At 29.8% G+C, this 25,376-nt stretch carries 27 protein-coding genes; all 27 read left to right on the plus strand.

Annotated features, from left to right (window positions below; all coding sequences use genetic code 11):
• A partial coding sequence (locus KO504_RS12700; protein WP_215927457.1) for a hypothetical protein occupies positions 1-535 on the plus strand: 535 nt, incomplete at its 5' end.
• Positions 536-773: 238 nt separating this feature from the next.
• Positions 774-1,328 (plus strand): peroxiredoxin family protein, encoded by a 555-nt coding sequence (locus tag KO504_RS12705; RefSeq protein WP_215927458.1) that lies wholly within the window; start codon positions 774-776, stop codon positions 1,326-1,328.
• A gap of 117 nt (positions 1,329-1,445) precedes the next feature.
• Positions 1,446-2,360 carry a hypothetical protein gene (locus KO504_RS12710; RefSeq protein WP_215927459.1) on the plus strand — a complete coding sequence of 305 codons (915 nt, stop codon included), beginning with the start codon at positions 1,446-1,448 and terminating at the stop codon, positions 2,358-2,360.
• 299 nt (positions 2,361-2,659) lie between these two features.
• Positions 2,660-2,977: a hypothetical protein gene (locus KO504_RS12715; protein WP_215927460.1), complete on the plus strand. Its 318-nt coding sequence runs from the start codon at positions 2,660-2,662 to the stop codon at positions 2,975-2,977.
• A 160-nt stretch (positions 2,978-3,137) separates the two neighbouring features.
• Entirely contained in the window at positions 3,138-3,911 is a 774-nt protein-coding gene (locus KO504_RS12720) for a hypothetical protein (protein WP_215927461.1), read from the plus strand.
• A gap of 231 nt (positions 3,912-4,142) precedes the next feature.
• A complete protein-coding gene (locus KO504_RS12725) occupies positions 4,143-4,871 on the plus strand; it encodes a hypothetical protein (RefSeq protein WP_215927462.1) in 729 nt (242 codons plus the stop codon).
• A gap of 139 nt (positions 4,872-5,010) precedes the next feature.
• Positions 5,011-5,379: a hypothetical protein gene (locus KO504_RS12730; RefSeq protein WP_215927464.1), complete on the plus strand. Its 369-nt coding sequence runs from the start codon at positions 5,011-5,013 to the stop codon at positions 5,377-5,379.
• A 4-nt stretch (positions 5,380-5,383) separates the two neighbouring features.
• Positions 5,384-5,824, plus strand: a complete 441-nt coding sequence (locus tag KO504_RS12735) for a UPF0158 family protein (protein ID WP_215927466.1) — start codon at positions 5,384-5,386, stop codon at positions 5,822-5,824.
• A 149-nt stretch (positions 5,825-5,973) separates the two neighbouring features.
• A complete protein-coding gene (locus KO504_RS12740) occupies positions 5,974-7,656 on the plus strand; it encodes a phospholipase D family protein (protein ID WP_215927468.1) in 1,683 nt (560 codons plus the stop codon).
• A gap of 162 nt (positions 7,657-7,818) precedes the next feature.
• A complete protein-coding gene (locus KO504_RS12745) occupies positions 7,819-8,229 on the plus strand; it encodes a hypothetical protein (protein WP_215927469.1) in 411 nt (136 codons plus the stop codon).
• A 165-nt stretch (positions 8,230-8,394) separates the two neighbouring features.
• Positions 8,395-9,459 carry a WD40 repeat domain-containing protein gene (locus tag KO504_RS12750; protein WP_215927471.1) on the plus strand — a complete coding sequence of 355 codons (1,065 nt, stop codon included), beginning with the start codon at positions 8,395-8,397 and terminating at the stop codon, positions 9,457-9,459.
• A 2-nt stretch (positions 9,460-9,461) separates the two neighbouring features.
• Positions 9,462-10,859 (plus strand): phospholipase D-like domain-containing protein, encoded by a 1,398-nt coding sequence (locus KO504_RS12755; protein ID WP_215927473.1) that lies wholly within the window; start codon positions 9,462-9,464, stop codon positions 10,857-10,859.
• 127 nt (positions 10,860-10,986) lie between these two features.
• Entirely contained in the window at positions 10,987-11,640 is a 654-nt protein-coding gene (locus KO504_RS12760) for a hypothetical protein (protein ID WP_215927475.1), read from the plus strand.
• A gap of 165 nt (positions 11,641-11,805) precedes the next feature.
• Positions 11,806-12,600 carry a hypothetical protein gene (locus tag KO504_RS12765; protein ID WP_215927477.1) on the plus strand — a complete coding sequence of 265 codons (795 nt, stop codon included), beginning with the start codon at positions 11,806-11,808 and terminating at the stop codon, positions 12,598-12,600.
• 179 nt (positions 12,601-12,779) lie between these two features.
• Positions 12,780-13,193, plus strand: a complete 414-nt coding sequence (locus tag KO504_RS12770) for a hypothetical protein (protein ID WP_215927479.1) — start codon at positions 12,780-12,782, stop codon at positions 13,191-13,193.
• A gap of 159 nt (positions 13,194-13,352) precedes the next feature.
• A complete protein-coding gene (locus KO504_RS12775) occupies positions 13,353-14,243 on the plus strand; it encodes a hypothetical protein (RefSeq protein ID WP_215927481.1) in 891 nt (296 codons plus the stop codon).
• A 782-nt stretch (positions 14,244-15,025) separates the two neighbouring features.
• Complete coding sequence (locus KO504_RS12780; RefSeq protein ID WP_215927482.1) at positions 15,026-15,943, plus strand: nucleotidyltransferase domain-containing protein; 918 nt, start codon at positions 15,026-15,028, stop codon at positions 15,941-15,943.
• A complete protein-coding gene (locus KO504_RS12785) occupies positions 15,943-16,869 on the plus strand; it encodes a patatin-like phospholipase family protein (protein WP_215927484.1) in 927 nt (308 codons plus the stop codon). The genes KO504_RS12780 and KO504_RS12785 overlap by 1 nt, the downstream gene beginning before the upstream one ends.
• Positions 16,870-16,915: 46 nt before the next feature.
• Positions 16,916-18,667, plus strand: a complete 1,752-nt coding sequence (locus KO504_RS12790) for a DNA integrity scanning protein DisA nucleotide-binding domain protein (protein WP_215927486.1) — start codon at positions 16,916-16,918, stop codon at positions 18,665-18,667.
• Between the two features lie 188 nt (positions 18,668-18,855).
• Positions 18,856-19,677 (plus strand): T9SS type A sorting domain-containing protein, encoded by an 822-nt coding sequence (locus tag KO504_RS12795; RefSeq protein ID WP_215927488.1) that lies wholly within the window; start codon positions 18,856-18,858, stop codon positions 19,675-19,677.
• A 162-nt stretch (positions 19,678-19,839) separates the two neighbouring features.
• On the plus strand, positions 19,840-20,352 hold the full coding sequence (locus tag KO504_RS12800; RefSeq protein WP_215927490.1) for a hypothetical protein: 513 nt from the start codon (positions 19,840-19,842) through the stop codon (positions 20,350-20,352).
• Between the two features lie 2 nt (positions 20,353-20,354).
• The gene (locus KO504_RS12805) at positions 20,355-20,669 is read left to right on the plus strand and encodes a hypothetical protein (RefSeq protein ID WP_215927492.1); all 315 of its coding nucleotides are present in this window, start codon (positions 20,355-20,357) and stop codon (positions 20,667-20,669) included.
• Positions 20,670-20,822: 153 nt separating this feature from the next.
• Positions 20,823-21,473, plus strand: a complete 651-nt coding sequence (locus tag KO504_RS12810) for a hypothetical protein (RefSeq protein WP_215927494.1) — start codon at positions 20,823-20,825, stop codon at positions 21,471-21,473.
• A 158-nt stretch (positions 21,474-21,631) separates the two neighbouring features.
• Complete coding sequence (locus tag KO504_RS12815) at positions 21,632-22,075, plus strand: TlpA family protein disulfide reductase (RefSeq protein ID WP_215927496.1); 444 nt, start codon at positions 21,632-21,634, stop codon at positions 22,073-22,075.
• Between the two features lie 739 nt (positions 22,076-22,814).
• Complete coding sequence (locus KO504_RS12820) at positions 22,815-23,681, plus strand: S-4TM family putative pore-forming effector (RefSeq protein ID WP_042297425.1); 867 nt, start codon at positions 22,815-22,817, stop codon at positions 23,679-23,681.
• Complete coding sequence (locus tag KO504_RS12825; protein WP_215927498.1) at positions 23,682-24,455, plus strand: SMODS domain-containing nucleotidyltransferase; 774 nt, start codon at positions 23,682-23,684, stop codon at positions 24,453-24,455.
• 222 nt (positions 24,456-24,677) lie between these two features.
• On the plus strand, positions 24,678-25,220 hold the full coding sequence (locus KO504_RS12830; RefSeq protein ID WP_215927500.1) for a DUF6630 family protein: 543 nt from the start codon (positions 24,678-24,680) through the stop codon (positions 25,218-25,220).
• Positions 25,221-25,376 lie beyond the last annotated feature (156 nt).

The following is a 25,376-nucleotide window of genomic DNA, read 5'->3' on the forward strand; positions in this document are numbered from 1 at the left end:
TTTCAGTATAATACAAAAAACACGAATGGAAATCAAAAAAGACATAATAGAAAAAATAGATATGTTGCTACAAATGGCTTTTGATGATGGACAAATATTCTTCTCAAAGGAAGTTGATGATAACACCGAAAAAGCATTTAGAATTTGTAAATCCTTAAACCTAATTAGACAAAAACAATCTGGTCTTTTTGAGTTGGATGAAAAAGGTGTTTTTGTAATACAAGATGGCGGAATAGAAAAATACTTATCAAGTATTAGAACCGAAAAAGAATTGGATTTAGTTATTAAAAACTTAACCAGTAAAAGATTAAAATACGACATTTTATATAACATAATGTATGTGGTTATAGGTGGAATTTTAGCATCTATCCCTAACATAATGAGTGGAGATAGAAACTCAAAGGAAGTAGAATTATTGACCAAAGCAGTATCCGAAATAAATGAACTAAATGATAGTTATCAAAAGCAGTTGAATCAAACGAACACCTTAATACTTGGATTAAAAAACGAAATAGACTCGTTAAAAGTTGATTAAATTTCATGATATTCAAATTTTAAAAGTTATAATCTGAATAAAAAAAACGTGTGGCAACAACGTGTATAATTAATTGCTAGGTTCTTGCCTACTTGTGAAAATTCCTGCGGAATTTTCACGGGTTCGTTAAAGTTTGCTAACTTAGTTGCTAAACCACGCAACTAACCATACACAAAACCGTTGGCAACAATATAAAAAAATGGGCTCTATTAAATAATTTAACGTACTATATTAAAATATGAATCTTAAATTCTACTTTTTTATCATATTAACTTTGTTATCAATTAACACTTTCAGCCAAGAGAAAAATGTAAGGTCTAAAAAGCAGCTAAATGATAGATATAAAATCATTGAAAAAGAAAAAAAAGAATTAAGAAAGCAAATAGATGGTTCAATATTAGAGGAATTGAGCTTTGAGGACATTGACGGTAACAAACATACTTTGGAATCTTTAAAAGGAAAAATAGTTGTATTAAATTTTTGGTTTATTCAATGTAAACCTTGTGTTGAGGAATTTCCTGATTTAAATAAATTAAAAAAGAAATTCAAAGGTAAATCTGTAGAATTTTTTGCTGTTACATGGAACGATAAAAATTCATTAATTAACTTTCTAAATACAACTACACTTGATTTCACTGTAGTGCCTGACAGTAAACTAATTAAAAAATTTAAAATTCCTTATTATCCATATAATATAATAATCGATAAAAAAGGAAAAATTGAATATATAAATGATATTTTAAGCTTAAATATTATGAAAAAAATTGAACGAAAAATAAATAAACTGCTGTAATATAAAATGATTTTACAGCATCATTTTAAAATACTGTTTTTGGATAAATCTAAAAGTCATTACACGTTTGTTATGTCTTAAAATTTTATTTAGAAAACCATTATTAACATTAAAGAAATGAACAGAAAAGCCACCTTTGGACTAATTTTAATAATATTTTTTGCGTATTTATCATACGGGCAAACGGAAAGAGACATAATTATTAATGATTCAATTTATCCAATAATTCACGAATCTGAAAATTATCAAAATGTAAAAAATAAGATTTTTGAATTAGAAAAAATTTATGGCTATGAAGCTGAATTAAAATATTCCCTTATAAATTATAGCTACCAATACAATGATATTGAATTTTTCAAAACTGAATTAACAAAACTTGTAAAAAATTATGGATTTCAACTCATTTACTTAAATGGTAGAGAATCTTATTATAAATCTATCACAAAAGGAGAATTGGCTGAATGGTTTAAAGAAATGTACCTTAAAAATCACTTTTTTTGGTTAAAAAATAATTTTGATAAACAAATAGATTTAAAAAAACTAAATGACATTAAGGAAAAAGACCAACTAATAAATAAATACACTAGACAAATTTGGAATGAATTAGAACTTGATTCAACTCAAAAAGCCAAACAAAATAATTTAATATCTGATTTCTATTTTACAAATATTGCAGAACTATATGAAATTACTAAAAAAAACAGTAACTACCCAAATAGTAAGAATTTCGCTCTAGTCCAAAATAACTTATACGTTGCAGAAATCCATAATTTACAAGCAAAATCAAATTTTAAAAGATATTGGACTCTTTTTTATTCTTATTTTAAAAAAGCATATTTGAATAATGAAATCACTTACGCAATTTTCAAAAGCTATGACCAAATGAGTTTTGTGCATTTTGGTAACCAACGCTTTGGCCTTTTAGAAATTAACAAAATTCCTGAAATCTATAAGAAAGAAAATTTGACAGAAGTACCTATTGTCGATTTGGAATTTTATTGGAAAATTAAAAATGAATTTAACTGGAAATAAAATACTGTTGCCAACAATGTATATAATTTATAGCTGCTTATAGCCTACTGTCGAAAAACCTCACGGTTTTTCTATTTCGGTTTTTATTTGCTAACTTACTCGCTTATAACACGCAACAAATCATATACGAGACCGTTGCCAACAATATAAAAAAAACCAAAACGCATAGAATTTTAATGAAAAAACTAACTTCAAAATTTATCGGAATTGGAATTTTACTCTTGATTTTATCGTGTAAAACTTATACTATTCCAACCGAAAGTTTTCGAGAACAAATGAAGAACACAAACTCGTCGAATATGAAAGACGTAAAAGTTAATAATCCTCTGACTTTTGGAAATATCTCATATTCAGCAAACAACATTAACCGAATAATCGTTGTGGATAAAAATGGAAATAAAACCTATCTGGATAATTCTGGCTCAATCGAAATACGTGTTACTCATAAAAATGGAAAAAAATTTCATATGTATTTTGACACTGTAATTTTAGAAAATGACACTTTGAAAGGTGGACGCTCAAGATTTGTTCAAAGTTTAAAAAGACAAATTCCAATGGATAGTATTGCGAAAATTGAAGTACAAGATGGCGGAAAGAAATTTAACTATCAAAACTAAACAGAACGTAAAAATACTGTTGGCAACACCGTGTATAATTAATTGCTTTTTTCTAGCTTACTTGCGAAAATTCCTGCGGAATTTTCACGGGTTCGTAAAAGTTTGCTAAATTAGTTGCTTAACCACGCAACTAACCATACACAAAACCGTTGCCACACATATGAAAATCAAACCGCTAGAATATGAAATTTCCGAAAACACTATGAAAAGTGTGGATGATGTAACTGACGAAAAAGCAGTTTTGGATTTAAAAAAAGAACGGAAAACTAAAAAGAGTAATACATTTTTGATGATAAATAAAGACACGTCAAAACTCTCTTATGTAGTTCCGACTGAATATTTAAAAAAATTTTACGGTGGTAAAATTCCAAAACCATCAAGTCTATTTCTTGGACAAGCAATTGAGTTTGAAAAACAAGCTTCTAACTATTTAAAACTATTTCCAAAAACTGTAGAATGGACTTTACATCAAAATCCTGACCCAAATGACAATCCGAATGATAACAGTATATATTTAGTTCAAGAAGATACTTACTACAAATATTTAATGTATAAAATAAGTTCTATAACAGCACTAATATCAACCGTAGAATGTTTTATCAACGAAATAATTCCAGAAAATTTTACGATTGAGAATAAAAAAAAGGAAACTGTTGATAAAGAAAAAATTGAAAGACATTGGAATTTAAAAAGTAAATTAAAAACAGTAGTACCTAAAATAAAAACAGTAAAGGATTTAAAAACTTACGAAATAAAAGCAAACCGATTTCTTGAGTTGAGTAAAATACGGAACGAATTTACTCATATGAAAACAAAACTTGACGGAAAGAATATGGATCCGTTTCTTAATTATTTTGAGCAATTAATAAACTTGGATTTAAAACAAAAAATTGAGGAAACTAAAAGTTTAATTGACTTAATTGAACCTACATAGATTATAAAAAATACGTGTGGCAACACCGTGTATAATTCATTGCTAGTTCTAGCCTACTTACGAAAGTCCTCGCGGACTTTCTATCTGTGATTTATTTGCTAACTTTAGTGCTTAAACACGCAACGAAATCATACACAAAACCGTTGGCAGTAAGTTGTCAGACCAACAAAAATCGAATTTAAATTTAAACATTTGATTTTTTTAAAGACATAAATTTTAAACCAAAGGAACTTGAATAGAATACTAAAAAACGAATATTTTCAAATTGCAGTTGGAATATTATTCGGAATTATATTACTTATTCTTTTCATCGACAAAAAGTCATTTCTTGGAATTTTTGCATTTATTGGTTTTTTCTTTATTCTTCTAAATATAATCAGACTAATTGATGTTCTGAACGGAAAAAAATCTGACTTAAAAAAACTAATAAAAGGAACAGTTATAGCACCATTAATTTTAGGTGCATTTATTGGAATTGTGGCTTCTGAATTTAAACATTTAGGAAATACAGTAAATCAATCTACAATTTTTAGAGAATTTGGCGTATATGGCTTAATACTTGCGATTTCGATAATCATATTAAGATACTTTTTCAAATCAAAAGAGAATCGAAAATTTAGTTTTTCTGGACTTATTTCATCAATAATAGTATTTCCTTTATTGCTAATTTCTTGCGTGACTTTTATTAATCGATACAAAGCAGAAAAGGAATTAAATCCTACAGAATCTATTGTTTGGGAAAAAGAATCTGAAATTGACGAAAAAGACAAAAACGATTCTCAATATTGGATTTTCACAAACGTTGGAATTTACAACGAGAAGTTCAAAGTTAAATCTGAACTTTGGAATAAATTACAAAAGAATGATACTATACTTTTGTTTATAAAAAAAGGAAATTTAGGGTATGAAATAGTTGAACGGATTGAAAAAAAACCTACTGCCAACACCGTGTATAATTAATTGCTTTATTGAGCTTACTTGCGAATATTCCTGCGGAATATTCACGGGTTCGTAAATGTTTGCTAACTTAGTCGCTAAACCACGCAACTAACCATACACAAACACGTTGTGCGCAAGCTAAAAAAACACCCTGAACTAAATGACAGAACCGATAAAGAAGAATTTTATGTCTGGAAAGCATTGGATTATTGTTTTAATAATCTTGATTTCTGGTTACGGAATTTATAATGGAATAAAAGATAAAAATCAAAGATGGACTTACGAAAGCGCAAAAATTTTAACGGATAAATGTGTTTCTGACTCAAAAGAAATGGCGGAAAATCACCCTGAATTGACTAACGAATACTGTAAATGCTCGACCGAAAAAATTCAATCGGAATTTACTCAATCGGAATATATTGAGATTACCAAAATGTCAATCGATAATCAGACTAAAAAATTATTGCCAGTATTTCAAAGCTGTTTAAACGAATATCAAGCAAAAATAAAAGCAAAAAATCAAGAATAGGCTTATGATAAAATCTAATATCATTAAAGAAATTGCGCAAGAATTGGATTGCGGATTTGACTGCTATTTTAATATCAAAACTGATGAAATTGTTGCAATTCCAAACTTTTCGCAATTTTCTGACGAGGATGAATTTAAAGAGGCTTTTAGTGATAGTTTAGAAAAAGTAGAAAAACACAAAACGGATTTTATAAAATTCGAGACTTTAGAAAGCTTTGAGTCATTTAAAATTATGGAGCTTTTTGTCGAGCAGTTATCAGACCAAAATCTAAAGTCGGAATTGGAAAATACTTTAGCAAATAAAAAGCCATTTCAGAATTTTAAGCATAAAATCGACCATTCTGAATTTAGACAAAGTTGGTTTGAATTTAAGAAAAATGAGTTGGAAAAAATAGTAGAAAATCAATTAGACAACGGAAAAGCCAGCGCACAACACCGTGTATAATTAATTGCTTTGTTCTTCCCTACTTGCGAATATTCCTGCGGAATATTCACGGGTTCGTAAAAGTTTACTAATTTAGTTGCTTAACCACGCAACTAACCATACACAAACCCGTTAGGGGCAAGCTAAACCACGCACACAAAATACCGTAAATGAAAGCAACTTTTTTAGGACACGGACTTGATTCAGGAGACAAAAATAACGTCGGAAAACAAATTGTAGCATCTTTAGAAAGCAAAGACTATAGAATTTTCAATGGTTTCGTTGCTTTTGCTTCTATTTCAGGCGTTAAAATGCTTCAACCATTTCTTAAAAAAGCTAAATCTAAATATGACCATATCCGATTTTACATTGGAGTTGATAACAGAGGCACATCAAAAGAAGCTTTAGAATCTTTGCTTTATCAAAATATCAATACTTACATATATTATGATAAAAGAAACTACGTAACTTATCATCCGAAATTATTCATATTTGAGGGAGAAAAGTTTACAAGAGTAATAATTGGTTCTTCAAACTTAACAAGTTCAGGATTGAAATCTAATTTAGAAGCGTCTATTCAATTGGATTTTCGTACTGAAACTGATAAACAAGGAATAAATCTAATCAATGAAATTAAAGATTATTATTCCGATTTACTGGATTTATCATCATCAAAGCTTGAATTACTTACACAAGAATTATTACAAAAATTAATAAAAGATAACTTACTTTTTAACCAGTTTGGAGAGAAAGGGAAAATTAAAGAACCAAAAAATAACGATGGGGAAAATCCGGACGAAAAACAAACAGATATAGAAATTACTGATTATGATATTGAATCTGGATTTGAGCAAATTGACACATCGACTAAAAGAACTACTGAAAAAAGTTTTGGCGAAAACGACTATGAAAAATTCGACACAATATTAGAAAGATATATTTCTTATAAAAAAAATAAAAGACCTTCTGGAATAGTAAGTAAACATACAGATGATAGAGAACTTTTTTATTGGTATCAAAAAATGCATAAGCTCTATAATCAAGGTGGAGATTCGCTACCATTTGAAGTTTTTGAGAGATTATTAGATGTAGGTTTTCCATTTGGTGGCATAGGTAGAGAAAGAAAAAGATTAATCAAATGGAATAAGGATTTTAACAAAGTTGTAGAATATAAAAACAAAGTAGACCCAAATAGTGAATATACTTATGTGCCACAATTTAAGAACAAATCTAATCCATATTATCTTGTTGGTAGGTGGTGCGCTTGGCAAAAACAGAGAAGAAAAGGTAATAAAAGTTATGGCCCAAAACTGACTGAATATGAGGAAAGGAAAATGCAATCAATTAACTTCCTTTGGGAATTTGATAGTACAATGTATAAACGTCCCAAAGACGATGAATGGACTGACAGTTTAGTTGAGCTTGAGAATTATTATAGTAAAAAGAAAAACTTTAAGACAGTACCTTCTCAAAAAACCTATATTGGACATTGGCTAAACGACCAAATGACTTCAAAATTAAGACAAGACAGAGAAAATAGAACTGATTTAATTAGTGAAATCAGAGAAGAAATGTTAGGGAATCTTCTTGCAAAAAATGGTGTGGAATGGGAATGGGAGAAACAGAAACATAGAGAAAGTATTGAAGATAAAATCGATAGTTGGAAACTAATCGAAGAATTAAAGCGAACTGATAAAATCAAAGAATTCAGAGAAAAGAATCCAAAAATTTTAAAGAAACATAGGGACAATGTTGCACAATTAAGGAGTCAAAGCAAGAAATGGAATAATGACAGAAATAGATGGAAATATGAACTTTTAGACAAAGCAAATTTTCCGTATGAAAAACAATAAAAGCCAGCCCCTAACAATGTATATATTTTATTGCTAGGTTCTAGCCTGCTTACGAAAGTCCTCGCGGACTTTCTATTCGGTTTTTATTTACTAACTTAGTGACTTAATCACGCAACAAACCATATACTAAACCGTTACCCAACATTTGAGAAAACTCTTTTTATGAAAAAAAATATTGTAATTTTATTCTTCGTAATTATTTCTTGCGGATATTTATTCCAACTAGAAAATGACAAAATTCTGACTGAAAAAATCGAAGCGGAATTGAACTCAAAAAATAAAACAGTTGATTTTCCAAAAATTGCCAATTTTGAATGGGATAGTCTAATTATTCTTGGACCTTACTCTCAAGTGGAAAAAATCGAAGAGGAATTAAACTTAAATCTGACAAACATAAGACAGAACGGAATTCGATATTCTGATTATTATGATTTAGTCGTATTTCTAAAAGACAAAAAATCTGTAAAAATTGTTGAACTGAAAAAAGCAATGAGCCCTCAAAGGACAATAATTAATAAAGAGAAAAGTCTATTTATAACTGGAAACGACGGAATAATAACATTATCGGAATAAAAAAACGTTGGGTAACACCGTGTATAATTAATTGCTAAGTCACTGCCGACTTACGAAAATTCCGCTGGAATTTTCTATCTGTGATTAGTTTGCTAACTTAGTTGCTTAACCACGCAACTAACCATACACGAACACGTTACCAGCCATAAAAATGAGAATCAATTAATGGAGGACAGAAAAAATGAAAATAAAGCTTTAGCTACAAAAATTTCTTCGGATATAGTTAAGGTAGGTAACTCGCTTGCCGTTACTAATAAATTACTTCACGAAAGTAAATTTGAATTTAGAGGTGACTTCAAGGGTAATCAGATTTGGAAAATTGATGCTCACGAAATGGCGGTGAGGAAAATAATTTTAGGAGAAACTGTAGAAGGTGTCAAATGTATTATCTCTTCAAGCGAGAGTGGTGAAATTGGATTTTGGAATACCGAAGACGGTAGCTTGATAGATCGCTTTAAGTTAGATAATGATTGGATAACATCCTTAGGTCAAAACAAACTGAATAGTTGGTCTTTTTGTGCTGGTAAATCAGGTAATCTAATAAAGTTTGTTGACTTATTAGAAGATGGTGTTCGTAAACAAGTCGTCCAGGCACACGGTTTAATAATCACAAATATTGCATTAAGCAATAATTGCGAACGTTTAGCTACCAGCAGTTGGGATGATACAATAAAAATATGGGATCCAAATTCATTAAACCTTCTTCATTCTTTTAAAGCACATAATCTTGGAGTTAATGATGTCCTTTTTTTGCCTGACGATAAGACAATAATTAGTTGCGGCAAGGATGAGAAAATAAAAATATGGAATTTTGAAAAATCTTGTCAAATAGCTCAACTTGATGGGCACACTCATTGGGTGCAAGCAGTTTCACACAATAAACAAAAAAATATACTCGCTAGTGGCTCGTGTGATAATACTATAAAAATATGGGACATTGATAAACAAGTATGCCTTCTAACTATTGATAACGAAGAATGGATTAATGATTTAGTTTTTTCGGAAGATGGGAACTATTTGGTAGCTAATTGTTATAATGGAATTTCAAAAGTGTTTGACACAAAAACATTTCAATTAATTTGTGAGTACAAAGAACACTCTAAAGTATTCCCATATCATCATTCTATAAAAAGAGAAGCAACAAATTGGATTTATTCAGTTGTATTTGATGAGAATAACAAAGCAATATATACTGCAAGTGTTGATGGCACAATACATAAATGGAATTGAATATGCAAACAGAAGCAGTATTTGAAAATATAGCGGAGCGAATAGTTTCAGAACTTGTCAAAGCACAAAACTCGATTTTTATCGCTGTTGCTTGGTTCACCAATCGAAATATTTTTAATGTTCTTCAACAAAAAGCCAATGAAGGTTGTCAAATCAACCTTATGTATTCTGCTGACCATATAAATGAAAATTCATCTATTGATTTTGATTTACTTAAAACGAAGAAGTCTAATGTATTTCCAATTGGTGATGGTGACCACGATTTAATGCACAACAAATTTTGTGTTATTGACCATTGCACAGTTATTACAGGCTCTTATAATTGGAGTAATAAAGCGGAGTCAAATCATGAAAATATAACGATAACAAATGGTGTTACCACTTTAGCTGAACAATTCGTTTCTGAATTCAATAAAATAAAACAAACGTATTTCCCAGAGAGCGAAACTCAGAAAACAGAATTTCCTCTCAGTAAAATTATCAAGCGACTTGAGATAATAAAGAACTTTGTGATTTTAGAAGAAATTGATGAAATATCAAGAAGTGCATCAAAATTAGAGCAATATATTTTCAATTCAGATATCGATGAAATTATTGACCTGCTACAAAAAGAGGAATTTGGAGATGCAATAAATAAAATTGAAAGTTTCATTAACAAAAATCAACAATTATCTATTTGGTCTGACCCAGAAATAGCTGCATTAAAGCTTGAAATTAAAAATATCGAAAACCAAATAAATGCATTCGATAACGAAAAAACAGAACTCGAGAAAATCCTTGCTGAATTTCAACATCAGCATTCTATTGAACTTGGTGAAATTATTCTTGAAATCCTAAAGCTACGAAGAATCAAATTGAAGGATGATAAAGAGAAATTCGAAGAAGCTAAAAGAGATGAGGAAGAATATCAAGGACAATTTGAAGCGGAAAAAGAAAAGGACATTCAAAATCTAAATGACGAGCAAAAAAAGGAGCTGAAAAAGAAATTTAGGAAAGCAACCACTTTGTGTCATCCAGACAAATTTTCTAATGAACCTATTGAGGTTCAAAAACAAGCCGAAGCGATATTCAAAGAGTTAAATGAAGCTAATGCAAAAAATGACTTAGCAAGAGTAACTGAAATATTAGCAAATTTAGAAAAGGGTATCCTTAAAGCTGAAAAAGGAGACAGTATATCAGACAAAGAAATTCTTAGAGCTACAATCAATAGATTGAAACTAAAGCTGAAACAACTTGAATCTGAAATCCTAAACATTAAACAAAGTGATACTTTCAAAACGGTTACCTCTATTGAAGATTGGGACATTTACTTTGACCAAACTAAAGAAAAGCTTAAATCAGAATTAGAAGAACTAAGAAAAGAATTAAAAACGGCTGGTAACAATGTATATAAAAAATAGGCGAAATAGTAATAAAATCAAGGGTTTTGGCTCGTGTCAAACTTTGTGCTTAACCGAAAGTTTCGTGCTTCGAAGTCGCCTACTTTTCATATACTAACCGTTATATGCAAGCTGACCAAAAAAACACATGAATCCTGAAACAAAAATTCTCAAACAGAGATTAGAAGAAATTCGAAATACTCTACTTGAACTAGAATTCATAAAGAAAGATATAAAAGCTCTGATTAACTTAAATGAAGAGCATAAAAAAGGAGCATTATCAGAATCTAGATTTTTTACTAGACTTTATTTAAATTATACTAGACTATTTGTCATTGATATTTTTAAATTGACTGGAAAGAATGAACACCATAATATTCAAAAGCTTCTTGATTTTTGTAAAATTAACAGAAGGAAAATCGAGTGGTATAACCAAATTTCTTTAGAAAAACTAAATTCCTTAAACGATAGACTAACTGAGGTTTCAGTTAAATTTGAACAGATTGAAGGTTTGAGAAATAAATATTATGCTCACAATGATAAAAAAAAATATTCTTTCCCTTACCAATTATCATTGACAGATTTATGGGGAATTTTAGAAGGCCTTCAAAAAATTTTTAGTGAAATTAATTTAGAATTTGATAATCATCATTGGTATTTTGACATTCAGTATAATTCGCCTACAATTTTACAAAATATAAGCAAGTACAACAAAATAAGAAAATTGACTTTAAACGAAAACAGACAAAACGAATCATCAATTGAAACTAAAAAATTAATTGAAATAATAAGAAAAAAATAAAAGCCTGCATATAACAACGTGTATAATTAATTGCTTTGGTCATTGCTTATTTGGAAAATTCCTTCGGAATTTTCTCGCGTTCGTTTTTGTTTACTAAATTAGTTGCTTAAACACGCAACTAACCATACACAAAACCGTTACACACAATAGCTCAGAAAAAACCGAATGAGAAATATTTTAACCATAGTTTGTTTATTTATTGTTATTTCTTGCAAAGAATCAAAGACAGACAATCCGAATTCTGACAACGGAATTACTCGTGCTTTAGAAAATAACTCTGATGCAATTAAGCCGAATATGATTACGGAATTAAAAGCAACTGAATCTACAGAGAAAGAAAGTATTTCAATTGATTTGATATTTAGAAAAAATTCTATTGTCGAACCTACTCATCAGAAAGTCTATTTATCATTTTTACTTACCCAAACAAAAGAATTACAAAACTATCGCGAAATAACTTTTAATTACCATATCGAAAATGAAGAGTTTAATAAAAGTTCATTTCTCATATCTCAAAAAACAAAAGAATCAATTTTAAAGAAATTTAGTTTTATTCCTTTTAGGAATTACACCAAATATTGTCTTAAAAATTTTGAAGTTGGAACAATATATGCACTTGACATTTGGATTGACAACATAAATCAAATTTATCCTGACGAATTAATGAAAACTAACTTTTTTGATGTTATAGAGAAATTTAGTTATGAATGTTCTGATATGGATAAATCAAAGGATGCAAAAGCAACGCTTGTAGTTTTATACGTAGCTATTAAGGATTATGTTGACAAAGTCAAACCAGAAAACCCCCAATTAAGCAGTCAAAAACATAATCAAAAGTTCCTTGAGGAGTTATGGAAAATATGTAACAATGGAGAAATGATTCAATTTGCTGAACAACGTTTATTTGGAAAAGTTGGTGGGAATTGGGATGAATATAGTAAATATAATTCACAGAATTGATAAATTTAACGTGTCGCTACGGTGTGTAACAAAGTATATAAAAAATTGCTAATTTTACCTAAACCAAAGTTTGTTGCTCGTTTGCTAGCTTCTGATTTTCCTTCGGAAAATCCTCGCACACAAACACGCAACTTTCCATATACGTAACCGTTGTACACAAGCTAAAAACTCACTCAAACTTGATAAAAAAGATACTAATTGGAATTTTACTACTCGGAATTATAGCCATAATTGGATTCGTTGTTTTAATGGCAAATTTTGAGATTTTCGACGAACCAACTGAAACCGAATTAAAAGCGGAATGCGATTACGAAAGTTTGCGGAAAATAAAAATGACTGAAATGACTGGAAATGCGACTACGAATCGGTCAATTCATATTTACGCAACTGAATGCAATTACGACGAAAAAAAAGAACTTGAACCAATCTTTGTTGCAAGTGCTGGATTTATAAAACCAAAAGATGTAAATTTTGAGTGGAAAAGTTTTGATACCTTAACAATTCGATACAATAAAAAGTTAGAGATTTTTAAACAAAAAAAAGAATCGGAATCTATAAATCCGAAAATAATATTTGAATATATAACTGAATAAAAAGCCTGTGTACAACACCGTATAAAAATAATTGCGGTTTAGTACTTAATCAAAGGTCGTTGCGTGTTTGTAACGTCTGATTTTCCTTCGGAAAATCCTCGTATACAAACCCGCAACTATTCTTATACATCAACGTTATGGGCAATTAAAAAAAACTGAATGGCAACTGATGGAACTAAAATAATTGACGGTGATACTGCTCACGATACCTATTGGGGAATTATGGACTTGTATGATAGTGAAGCTAAATCAGAAATGATACTCAATGAATTCCCTCTAGAACAACCTGATTATTTTGATGCTTTCGACAATGAAATTTATGTAACAAGTTGTGGACTTGCATATTGGGAAATCGGGCTAATGACACCTGAAAGAGTTAAATATATTGAGAATGTTATAGCAAAAGACGCTTGTGTAAACGAATGGAGAAAGCTATCTGAAAAAGAAGGCAAATCAAGAAAAAGTGTATTAACACGATTTTTAAATAAAATCAAAAAAGAAAATGTTAAAGTACGAAAGCCAAAAAAGTATCGTAAAATTTCCAACTTCATCTTTAACGAAAATGATATTTTATCATTTAAACTTAAAGATAATAGTTATAGAAGTTTAATCTGTATGAAAATAGACCAATACAGAGGTAATTGTAATTATTGGTTTGTACCTACGGTTTATGAAAGTTCCGAAAAACCAACAGAAAAATCGATTACCAAAGAAATGATTTTAGGTAGAACTATTGGCACTGGATATGACAAAGAAACAACTAGACAAGAACAACCAGGAATTGAAATTATTTGGGATTATGTTGGTGGGAATCCTAAGTTCTTTTTTGGATTCGTAATTGATGCTGTCGAGCATAGAGATTTACTAAATTTTAAAGACTCTTTTGAAAAAATAGGTTCGGTAAAAATAATTGACGGACTGAAAAAAACAGGTTCATTTGGTTACTCGGAAAACTTTGAAAGGTTTGAGGAAAAATATGCTGACTTGGATAAACAAATAAGCATTTTTGGTTACAAAAAGTATCCTATCGACATAATGGTAAAAAAATAAAAGCCCATAACACTATATATAGCAAATTGGGCGATTAGTTTTTAACCCAAAAGTTGTTGTCTATTTGCAAAGTCGCCAAATCTTTTGATTTGGTATTAAATGAGAAAAATTAAAACAAAATAAAAAGATTTAGCTTGTGGCTAAACCGAAAATAATTACTTGTTTTCTGCCCAACTTACCATATATTTAACGTTATGCACAAGTTTGGCGTGCATCGAAAACCGTGTTTTTACAAAGGTCAGTTCTTTGTTTTAGTGGATTAAAAATGAAAATCTGAATTGAGAAATACAACTCGGAATTAAAAAACATTACGGAAAATCACGTTGAATTTCAGCTCGCCAAAATGCAGTTTTATAATCGAAAATTTAGTAAGCCGATATGTTCTGGCTGAATAACAGAAAGGCTAAATCTGACGGCGGAACTGTATGAAAAATAGATTTTCCCAGGTTCAGTTTTTAACGAGGAAAACTTAGAATACCAAAGGTAAAAGCTGAATATTGGATTCGGAAATATAAAGCGGATTGAAAATTGATTTTTTTTTGGGGAGTTTTAGGATAAAAATGAATAAATTGAAAACATAAAAAATGCGTCGGATTTAACTCTAGCGGACAAAAAAAGAAAAAAACCAGTGCATAACACCGTGTAAAAAACATTGCTTATTTTAGATCAATCGTTTGGGCATTGCTTTTTTGCTAGCTTCTGATTTTCCTTCGGAAAATCCTCGCACACAAAACCGCAACGTTCCTTACACAAAAACGTTAGCAACAATTTAAAACCAAGAAATGGCAATACCAGAAAGACAATTAAAAACTTGGTCAAATCAAGGAGCAGTGCAGTCATCTGCTGCGACACATAAAAGTGTTGAGAACTGTATAAAAAAAGTCAGTTGGAAAGATGATGTCAACTATGTAACATACTTACAAGGTTCATACCCGAACTACACTAATATCTATGGTAATAGTGATGTAGATTTAGTTGTTGAATTCCGTTCAATATTTTCTAAAGACCTTTCTGCATTATCAGCTACAGAAAGAGAACAATTCGATTCTAATTATTCAGATGCAAAATATTCATTAGCAGCATTCAAAACATCAGTTGTAGAGCAGTTAAAACTTTGTTATGGAGAGAAAAGTGTCAAAGTCGATAATAAAGCTATTGTAGTATCAGGAGATGGTAGCAGTAGACTAGATTGCGATGTTTTAGTTTGTAACCCTTATAGAAAGTATAAATCATATTCAAATGTCAATGATAATTATATAAAAGGAATCGTATTTAAAACTGAACACGATATTCCTAAAAAAACTATAATAAACTATCCTAAAATTCATTTAAAGAACGGAAGTATAAAAAATCGAAGTGATAACACAAATGGAAACTTCAAACCAGCAGTTAGAGTATTAAAAAACATAAAAGCTGCAATGGTTAATAATGGATATATAACAAAAGAACTTGCACCTTCTTATTTTTTAGAATGTCTAGTCTACAACTCAAATAATTCAAATTTTCAAAAAAGTACTTTCGAAGAAATTACAGTAGCAATTATCAATCAGTTTTATTCAGATAACAAAGATGGAACTATGACAAATTATCTAGTGCAAAATGAACAACGAAAACTTTTTGGTAGTGATGAACAACAATGGAGTATTTCAGATGCAACAACATTTGTTACACAAATAATTAAATTTTGGAACGAATATTAATGAGCGATAAAAAATTAAACATACTAGTTTTAGATGGTGGTGGTTCAAAAGGGGTTTATACAATTGGAGTTTTAAAAGAACTTGAATTAAGACTAGGTAGTCCACTATGTGAACATTTTGGTTTAATATTTGGGACTAGTACAGGTTCTATAATCGCAGCTCTTATTGCGCTTGGTTATGAAGTTCCAAAAATAGAGGAATTGTATTTAACTCTCATTCCAAAAATAATGAACAAAAGCTCTAAAAGTGGGAGGAGTCAAGCTCTAAAAGAAGAAGCAAATAAAATTTTTGGTTCATTAAAATTCGATTCTTTTAAAACTAACATTGGTATAGTTGCATTGAACTTTGAAACACAAATGCCTTTAGTTTTTAAAACTGACATCCAACAAGCTCACGGAATGAAGCAATCATTCAAAGCTGGCTTTGATTGTACAATAGAAACTGCTTTAAGATGTTCAAGTGCAGCGTACCCATTTTTTGAAAAAATGAAGATAAAAACAGAAAATCACGGAGAAATTGAAGTGGTTGATGGTGGGTTTATAGCAAATAATTCAACTTTATATTCAATGATTGATGCATATAAAGCACTTGAATACAAAGAGTCAGAAATTAATTTACTCAACATAGGAGTTGGTCAATACGTAGAAAAATCTTCAGGTTTAAAACACAAGTTTTTGAAAATGTTTGGAATTTACAATTTTGTTGAGAAGGTTCTAACTGCCAACACAAACAGTAACACGATAATAGCAAAACTTTTGTTTTCTAATTTGAATATGTTGAGGGTTAGTGATTCGTTTCCAGAACCTAAACACGGAACAAATATGTTAGAATCTGACATAAAAAAACTAAATAAAATGATTCAACTAGGAAGAACATCATATGCGAAGTACGAAAAAGAGATAGAAAAATTATTAAAATTGAAATAATATACTTTCAGTAATATTATACATTTATCGCTAGCAATTAATAGTAATGGGAGATACTATAAGACTTTTTATGTGGGGATATCAGCACCACTTTCAACATTCACTTCAATATGAAGCTGAAAATCTATTTAATCGTATTGACAAAAATTTAAAGCCAAAAATCTTTTTATTAGGTTTCTTGGTTGAAGAACGAGATGATAGGCACAAAATATGTTTAGAACCAGAGGATTGTGGATATAATATTGATTCATTCTCTAATTTAGAAAAATTAGCAGAAGAGCTTGAAAAAGTGGATGGTGAAGGTAAAATTTGGCATTCTCATCCAATTGCTCAAGAAAATCACAAAAATAGAATTGGAAACAAAGCATTAATAGACTCAATAAAAAAAATATTAGAAAGAGAAGACTTATATGGAGATACAGAAAAATATATTTCGTATCCTACTTATATTGATGGTTTTTTAGTTTTTACAGTTGTTGAAATACAAAAAGCAGCATTAAACAAGCATTACTCATTAACTAAAGAAAAGTTTGATAATCGTTTTAAAATCAGCCGTTCGTTTATTGAAAGCACTATTGATTCATATTTAAAAGAATGTTCAAACGCATTAAAAGACCCAAATCGTGGATTTCAAGCTATAGAAAGACAAGCGGAAGAGGTTTTACGAGAATCTGGAAAACAGTTTATGTATACAATTTCTCAAGCAGGTGGTAACTTTAATGGTTTACACGGCTTGTATGACGCTTGTAATACAATTGCATCAATGAAATATGAAGGAGCTGAAGGTTTTGGAAAACTTGCCATTGCAAACAAAGAACATATTAATTTACGTTTAACTTTAGAACTTGAGGAACCAATAAAAGTAAGTGATTATCGTAAGGTTAGAAAGTTTTTAGAACTTTCAACTGATGATTCAATTATTATATCTGATTCAGCTCTAATTTATGGACTAGGTGAGTTAGTTGGAAAGTATAACCCAAAAGATGAATCTTTATTTATCATTAATTTCATTAGTCATTTCAAGTGGGAAGTATTACACGACAATAACTCAATGATGGTTGTCGAATATAGGCTACCAAATATTTCAAAAGACAAATTAGATAGAACCAAGTTTTATTCCGATTTACCCAGAATTTTTAAGAACATAAAAAAAAGACAAATAGATAAATTATGGGACATTACAATGCAAGCTACTCAACAGAAACACGGAACAATGTTGGTAATTTCAAGTAATGCAGAGAAAGAGTCAGATAGACTTGGTAAGCAATGTTTTGCAATAAAACCAATGGAATTAGCAACAAATATTATTCAACAAATCACATCAATAGATGGTGCAGTTTTACTAAACCAAGATTCAACTTGTTTTGCAATAGGTGTAATCCTTGATGGTCTTGCCACAGACAAAGGCGATTCTTCAAGAGGTTCTAGGTATAATTCTGCTGTAAGATATTATGAACAGTTTGGTAGAAAAACACCTATAGTTATAGTAATAATTTCCGAAGATGGTATGATTAATTTAATCCCAGAGTTGAGACCTCAAATTAAACGATCTGAAATTACTGATAGGATTGAAAATTTAAGAGAACTAAATAAACTTGAAAAAGTAGAAAGAAAAAAATATTACCCAATTATAAACTGGTTTGAAAATAAACAATTCTACTTAAGCGAGAATGAATGTATAGAAATTAACGAATTGAGAAAAGAAATAGAACAAAAAGAAAAAGAACCTGCTAGCGTTTGGATTGTTAGAAATGATTTAATACCAAACAAGGAAATGAATGACAGCTATTACAAATAAAAAACTGTTGCTAACACCGTATATAATTTATTGCTGGCTTCTCGCCTACTTACGAAAGTCTTCGCGGACTTTCTTGGTTGGTAATTATTTACTAAATTAATTGATTGAAACACGCAACAAACCATATACAAACACGTTACCCAATATACTAAAATTGGAACTTTACGAACAAAAAAAACCGTTAAACTATGAGACATTTTTTTACTATTTTAATGTTATTAATTACAACTTTCTGTTTTTCTCAATCACAAGGATATACCGATTTTGAATCAGAGACATTAGAAGGTTGGGTTAATAGTGACAATTCAACAACCAATATAACTCTTGAGCAAAATGAAAACAATTATAGCTATTTAAGAAAGCAATGCAATGGAATGAATACTATATCTGGTGAAATGTCGATTAGGAACATAACATGGTTTCAAGATAACTATATAAACGGTTCAGGGGCAGCCCAAATTAATGGTGTAATTAAAAATACAAATTCATTCGATATTTATCTACGTCTTGGATTTTCTGATTTTGACAATACAAAAATCATTTTAACAGATCCAATTATAATACCACAAACAGATAATTGGGTAGTTTTTGAAATAAATACGACTTCTATAGATTTTACTTTAATCGAAGGTACAAATACCATTGAAAATGTTCTATCTAACATTTATGAAATGAGACTTCTTCATAACGAAAATATTTCTTTTGATGGAGCTTACGAAACTGGATTTTTTGAAATTGATGATATAGGAACTACATATCTAGGAATAAATGATTTCCTTTACAATTCTATTGAACTATATCCAAACCCAGCTCAAGACAATATTTCTGTGAAGACGGAGAATATGAGTATAAATAAGATAGAGATATTTAGCTTATTAGGTAATAAAATAAAAATTCAATATCATGAATTCGAAAATATCAACTTGACTAATATTGAAAGCGGAGTATATTTACTTAAAATATATGCTGAAAATGGTAAAATTCTAACAAAAAAAATAGTCAAACAATAAAAAATACATTGGGTAACACCGTATATATTTTATTGCTAGTTTTAGCCTACTTACGAAAATCCTCGCGGATTTTCTATTCAGTTTTTATTTGCTAACTTAGTTGCTGAATCACGCAACAAACCATATACAAGCACGTTAGCTGCAAGATAACCGAACGAGAATATGACATCTGACATTTTTATTAATCATTTTAATGAAACCATCTCTGAAGAAGGGAAAAAGATTCTAATTGATTTTTTTGTTACGTTCTCAAGATTTGAATGTGCATTGAAATCAACAATTGAATTTGCAAGTGTAAATAATCAAAAAGTTAGCCCAAATTGGGACTTATTTATAATCTCGATTAGAGACATATTTAATTCTGAAAAAACACAAGACCTAAATGAAGCCACAAATTTCATTCTAAATTTTTCACCTAGGGTTCAAACCCTAAACAATAATAACTTGGAATGGATTGAGCGTGAATTTAGTCCAAACACTTCTGATATAAACAAACTGAATCTACATATTAGAGATGTTAGGAACAATCTTTTTCACGGAGGAAAATTTAACGGTAATTATCAACAAGACGTTTCTAGAAACTACAGACTAATAAAGTCTTCATTAATAATACTAAATGAATGGTTAGAATTAAATGAAGATGTTCAAACTAATTTTTTAAAAGAAATAATATAAAAATGAAATTCTTATTTGACAGTAAAGGAAAACATATTGCTAACGAAGTGAATGGTCAATTGCACTCGACTTCTGGCAAAAATATTGGACACTTTTTACCTAACTATAATTTCTTTATTGATATGAAAGGAAAATATCTTGGAGAAATAGTCTATGAAAATAGATTACTTTATAAAAAGAATAATGGCTATGGAGGAACTAATTTTGGAGTTTATGGGAATTATGGGAATGTTGGAAACTATGGTAATCCAGGAAATTATGGTTCAATCGGAACAATATCTGGATATAGAGAAGTTGAATCGGAAAAATTAAAATAAAATCCTGCAGCTAACACCGTATAAAAATAATTGCGGCTTAGTGCTTAATCAAAGGTCGTTACGTGTTTGTAACGTCTGATTTTCCTTCGGAAAATCCTCGCATACAAACCCGCAACTATTCTTATACATAAACGTTGTGGTGCATACGAGAAAATGGTAACTAACATTAAAATATCGTCTTTAATTATATTGATTTTGTGCATTTTTGGCTGTCAAAATGCGGAACAAAAACCTATAAAAAAAATCGAAAAAGATTTCGGTCTTTACGAGAATGAAAGTGACAGCATTGCGGTTGAATTAAAATTAAACGAATTTAATGACTGGAACGAATTACTCGAACGGACTGAACAAATTGTTTGCAATGATAGTCTTCCTAAAATAACTTTTGACAACGATAGCATTATAAAAAGGGTTTATTTAAGGAATCCTTGTTGGGAAGGAATAAGTTGTATTTTAATTAAGCAAAAAAATACAATTCAAATACATAATGATACGATTAGTAAATCAGACAGATTTTTTTATCCATTAGATAGTTTAACAAGTGTTCTGAAAAAAGACTTTGAAAACAATGGTAAAATTCCATCTTGGAGCGTTAGTCCTGAAAAGCTAATGATTTTCATTTCTTACGACAACAATAATATGGAAAGACTTCCAAAAACATTGGAAAAAGTACTTAATGAATATGAAAAATTAACGGACAGCGTTGTGTTGAAAATATGGCTGAATGAAAAATTTGATATTCCACCACCACCGCCACCACCGAAAGAAATAGACGAAATTGAATTAATAGAGGATAAAAAATAAGTACGACACCACAACACCGTGTATAATTAATTGCTAGGTTCTTCCCTACTTGCGAATATTCCTGCGGAATATTCACAGGTTCGTAAATGTTTACTAACTTAGTTGCTTAACCACGCAACTAACCATACACAATCACGTTGTGCATAATAAAAAACCATATGAAAACTAAAATCAGAATTATATTTTTACTAACTTCTATTTCTTTATTCAGTCAAACGTCTGAAAAAAAATCCTTTGATGAATTCTTAAATGAAAATAATAACAAAATAATATATGTCGATTTTTGGGCTAGTTGGTGTAAACCTTGTTTAAAAGAAATTCCCAAAATTCGAAAACTAAGTAAGGATTATAAAAATTCGGAGATAATTTTTGTCTTTTTTTCAATCGATGAAAATTTGGATACCTGGGAAAATTTATCAAAAGAACTCAACATAAAATCGTACGAATTTAATTTCAATTCTCATCAATTTAAAAAACCCGAAATATTCAAAGAACTTAAATTAAGTTCTTTACCTAGGTATTTAATAATTAAGAATTCTATAATAATTGACGAAAACGCGAAGAAACCGAATAAAAAAATAGTTGAAAAGTTATTGAAATAAATTACTATGCACAACACCGTGTATAATTCATTGCTAGTTATAGCTTACTTACGAAAGTCCTCGCGGACTTTCTATCTGTGATTTATTTGCTAACTTTAGTGCTTAAACACGCAACGAAATCATACACAAAACCGTTGGCAAACATTTTGCGCTTGCCAACAATTTCAAGGCTTTTACGAAATTCTGTGCTTACTTGCTTCAGAAAAATACGTTGGAATTTAAAGCTGAACGTTAAAAAATATTACACTGGAATTTCTTACTCTTGCGGAACTTTACGCACGAATTTCGACTTCCCCAACTTCGGTTCTTTAATTCAAAATTATAGCAATCCTCAACTTTTGGATGATAAGCGGAATGGCAAAACGTACGGCTGAACCGTTCGCAATTTAAAAAAATTGAAACTAGTTGTTTAAATCAATCGATTCTGATGTCACGAAATTTCGGCCGAAAATCAAAACTGATGCTCTTTGCGGAAAAAAACGGAATAATAATTTGAAGATTTTTTTGACATTTAAGTAAAAAACGAAACAACGTACGAAAAACCAAAGATCCTATAAATACACAAAGGAGTAGTTCGTAAAAAGAAAAAACGTTAGCCAACAATGTATATAATTTATAGCTGCTTCTTGCCTACTGTCGAAAAACCTCACGGTTTTTCTATTTCGGTTTTTATTTGTTAACTTACTCGCTTATAACACGCAACAAATCATATACGAGACCGTAGCCATTTAAGAAAAAAATGAACAGAATTACAGAAAAACAGAACGAATCGAAATTTATTGAGTACTTGAAAGCTCAAAGAGTTGCATATAGTCAATGTAAATCCTACCAAGTTTTTGATGTGATAAGTGTGATTATGGCTATCATTTTACCTGTAATTGGGATGCTAAATGAGGATATTGTAAATTATTTAGGAGCATTTGGTGTTTTATGGACAATAATTTATTTAGTCACAGAAAATTATAGAAGTAAGAAAACTGAACAAGGTGCTAAAATACAAGAGCAATTCGATACTGAACTTTACGATATAACTTGGAATGAGATTCTTTGTAAAGAAAAAATCAACTCTGATACTCAAATTGACCTTGCAAATAAATATGACGGAAATGATTTGTCTGATTGGTATTCAACAGAAATTGATTCTTCATTACCAAAAGCAATTGCAATAATACTTTGTCAACGAATTAATTTTTCTTGGGAATTAAAATTAAGAAAAAGATATGTAACTTTTTTAATAATACTATTATTAACCTATTATGGTGTATTCGTGGTTTTTTTCGTTTCTAAAAATATTGGATTTTATGATATTTTATTATTAATCGCACCATCACTTTCATTTTTAATTTACGGAGTACAAAACAGTATTAATCTAAAAAACCATATTAATTCTAAAAATGAAACTCTAAAACAAATAGACCAAATATTAGATAATTATTCAGAAAACAGAGAAACACCAAGCGAAAATACAATAAGACAGATTCAAGATATAATCTACAATGAAAGAACTGTTCCTGAAAAAATCCCTAATTGGTTTTATAGACTTTCAAAATCATCAAATGAAGACAGAACTGATACCATAATTAAATTAATTAAATCCAAATTTTAAATGTCTGTATTATCATACTTAAACGAATTATCAAGTACAATCACTATTCCTGATTGGGAAAGAACTACAATAGACACTTCAATTAATTCATTATCTACCAAACTAGGTAATTACTTTGATAATATCGAAAGTAAATTTGTTTTTGGTTCATTTGATAGAAAAACAATCTTACGTAGAAGTCGAGATTCAAACTCTGACGTTGACTATATGGTTAGTTTTACGGATGGAGCTGATTGGACACCTCAAACTTTAATGAATCGATTAAAAAGATTCGCTGAAGCAAATTATTCAAAAAATGAAATTTATCAATCTTCACCTACAATAGTTCTTGTATTAGGTCATATAAAATTTGAGTTAGTTCCTGCATATCATACTTGGGGAACATATCACATTCCTGCACCAGCTTCTAGTTATTCAACTTGGATAGACTCTTATCCTAATGCAATGAGAAAAAATCTAAACGATAAGAATCGTGACAATAATTATGAAATACGAAAATTAGTGAGGTTACTAAAATATTGGAATGTTTTAAATGGAAAAGTATATTCTTCATATGAGTTGGAGAAATATGTAATTGACAAGTTTTTTTACTTTTGTACCAACCAAAAAGAATATTTCTTTCAAGCTGTTGAAGGACTACCGACATACGGTTTACCTTATTATAAAGAATCAAAGGTTAATTCATTAAAAACTAAAGTAGCTAACACAAAAAAATACGAACAAGATAATATGCCTTATACGGCTGAAAGCGAAATAAAAAAAGTATTTGAATAAAAACGGCTACCAACACCGTGTATAATTAATTGCTTGGTTTTAGCCTACTTACGAAAATCCTCGCGGATTTTCTATTCGGTTTTTATTTGCAAAATTACGTGCTTAACCACGCAACTAATCATACACAAACACGTTGGCATTAATATCGAAAAACTACAAATGAGAAACATTTTGAATTTAATTTTAGTTTTACTCTGCTTTAATTGCAAATCCACAAAAGAAATGTCTAAACCTGAAATTTTAGCCGAATTGATTATAGAAGTTAATGACAAAGAGCAATTGAATTCATTCTCGAATAAACTCATAAAATACAAACAGAATTCTGAATCAGTTTTCAAAGATGGTAATTACTATTACGATACTGAAAACATAAAAAATCAAGCTTTTCGTGGTTCAAGTGATGACATAAAAAAAGATACCGAATGGTTTTTATTGATTGATAATTTGAGCGACGGAAAATACCTTTGGGAATTCGACTGGAAAACAAGAATGAATGACATTAAATGGTCTCTCGACCAAATGGCTGAACAAAAGAAATATGAATTACCTGAATTACCAGAAATTCAAAACGAGAGTGATAAAGATGCTGGAGCTATATTGGGAATTATTAATGAGACGCTGAATACGAATGGATTAACTTTAATTAATCTTTATATCAATAGTGACTCTTATGTAACTGCTCTGATTAAGAAAAAGAATCTCGAAAAAATTATCTCAAAAGCGGCTCAAACTGGAAATAAAATAACTGAATATATAAAATACTAATGCCAACACCGTGTATAATTAATTGCTTTGTTCTAGCCTACTTGCGAAAATTCCTGCGGAATTTTCACGGGTTCGTAAAAGTTTGCTAAATTAGTTGCTGAACCACGCAACTAATCATACACAAAACCGTTGTAAACAATGCCGAAAATGAACTTT

This window comes from Winogradskyella psychrotolerans (genome assembly GCF_018860565.1).
In the GTDB taxonomy this organism is placed as follows: domain Bacteria; phylum Bacteroidota; class Bacteroidia; order Flavobacteriales; family Flavobacteriaceae; genus Winogradskyella; species Winogradskyella damuponensis.

Bases quoted from the DNA above. Each gene is read 5' to 3' on its own strand.
- KO504_RS12705 (WP_215927458.1), top strand. From the start codon at position 774: ATGAATCTTAAATTCTACTTTTTTATCATATTAACTTTGTTATCAATT.
- KO504_RS12710 (WP_215927459.1), top strand. From the start codon at position 1,446: ATGAACAGAAAAGCCACCTTTGGACTAATTTTAATAATATTTTTTGCG.
- KO504_RS12715 (WP_215927460.1), top strand. From the start codon at position 2,660: ATGAAAGACGTAAAAGTTAATAATCCTCTGACTTTTGGAAATATCTCA.
- KO504_RS12720 (WP_215927461.1), top strand. From the start codon at position 3,138: ATGAAAATCAAACCGCTAGAATATGAAATTTCCGAAAACACTATGAAA.
- KO504_RS12730 (WP_215927464.1), top strand. From the start codon at position 5,011: ATGACAGAACCGATAAAGAAGAATTTTATGTCTGGAAAGCATTGGATT.
- KO504_RS12735 (WP_215927466.1), top strand. From the start codon at position 5,384: ATGATAAAATCTAATATCATTAAAGAAATTGCGCAAGAATTGGATTGC.
- KO504_RS12740 (WP_215927468.1), top strand. From the start codon at position 5,974: ATGAAAGCAACTTTTTTAGGACACGGACTTGATTCAGGAGACAAAAAT.
- KO504_RS12745 (WP_215927469.1), top strand. From the start codon at position 7,819: ATGAAAAAAAATATTGTAATTTTATTCTTCGTAATTATTTCTTGCGGA.
- KO504_RS12750 (WP_215927471.1), top strand. From the start codon at position 8,395: ATGGAGGACAGAAAAAATGAAAATAAAGCTTTAGCTACAAAAATTTCT.
- KO504_RS12755 (WP_215927473.1), top strand. From the start codon at position 9,462: ATGCAAACAGAAGCAGTATTTGAAAATATAGCGGAGCGAATAGTTTCA.
- KO504_RS12760 (WP_215927475.1), top strand. From the start codon at position 10,987: ATGAATCCTGAAACAAAAATTCTCAAACAGAGATTAGAAGAAATTCGA.
- KO504_RS12765 (WP_215927477.1), top strand. From the start codon at position 11,806: ATGAGAAATATTTTAACCATAGTTTGTTTATTTATTGTTATTTCTTGC.
- KO504_RS12775 (WP_215927481.1), top strand. From the start codon at position 13,353: ATGGCAACTGATGGAACTAAAATAATTGACGGTGATACTGCTCACGAT.
- KO504_RS12780 (WP_215927482.1), top strand. From the start codon at position 15,026: ATGGCAATACCAGAAAGACAATTAAAAACTTGGTCAAATCAAGGAGCA.
- KO504_RS12785 (WP_215927484.1), top strand. From the start codon at position 15,943: ATGAGCGATAAAAAATTAAACATACTAGTTTTAGATGGTGGTGGTTCA.
- KO504_RS12790 (WP_215927486.1), top strand. From the start codon at position 16,916: ATGGGAGATACTATAAGACTTTTTATGTGGGGATATCAGCACCACTTT.
- KO504_RS12795 (WP_215927488.1), top strand. From the start codon at position 18,856: ATGAGACATTTTTTTACTATTTTAATGTTATTAATTACAACTTTCTGT.
- KO504_RS12800 (WP_215927490.1), top strand. From the start codon at position 19,840: ATGACATCTGACATTTTTATTAATCATTTTAATGAAACCATCTCTGAA.
- KO504_RS12805 (WP_215927492.1), top strand. From the start codon at position 20,355: ATGAAATTCTTATTTGACAGTAAAGGAAAACATATTGCTAACGAAGTG.
- KO504_RS12810 (WP_215927494.1), top strand. From the start codon at position 20,823: ATGGTAACTAACATTAAAATATCGTCTTTAATTATATTGATTTTGTGC.
- KO504_RS12815 (WP_215927496.1), top strand. From the start codon at position 21,632: ATGAAAACTAAAATCAGAATTATATTTTTACTAACTTCTATTTCTTTA.
- KO504_RS12820 (WP_042297425.1), top strand. From the start codon at position 22,815: ATGAACAGAATTACAGAAAAACAGAACGAATCGAAATTTATTGAGTAC.
- KO504_RS12825 (WP_215927498.1), top strand. From the start codon at position 23,682: ATGTCTGTATTATCATACTTAAACGAATTATCAAGTACAATCACTATT.
- KO504_RS12830 (WP_215927500.1), top strand. From the start codon at position 24,678: ATGTCTAAACCTGAAATTTTAGCCGAATTGATTATAGAAGTTAATGAC.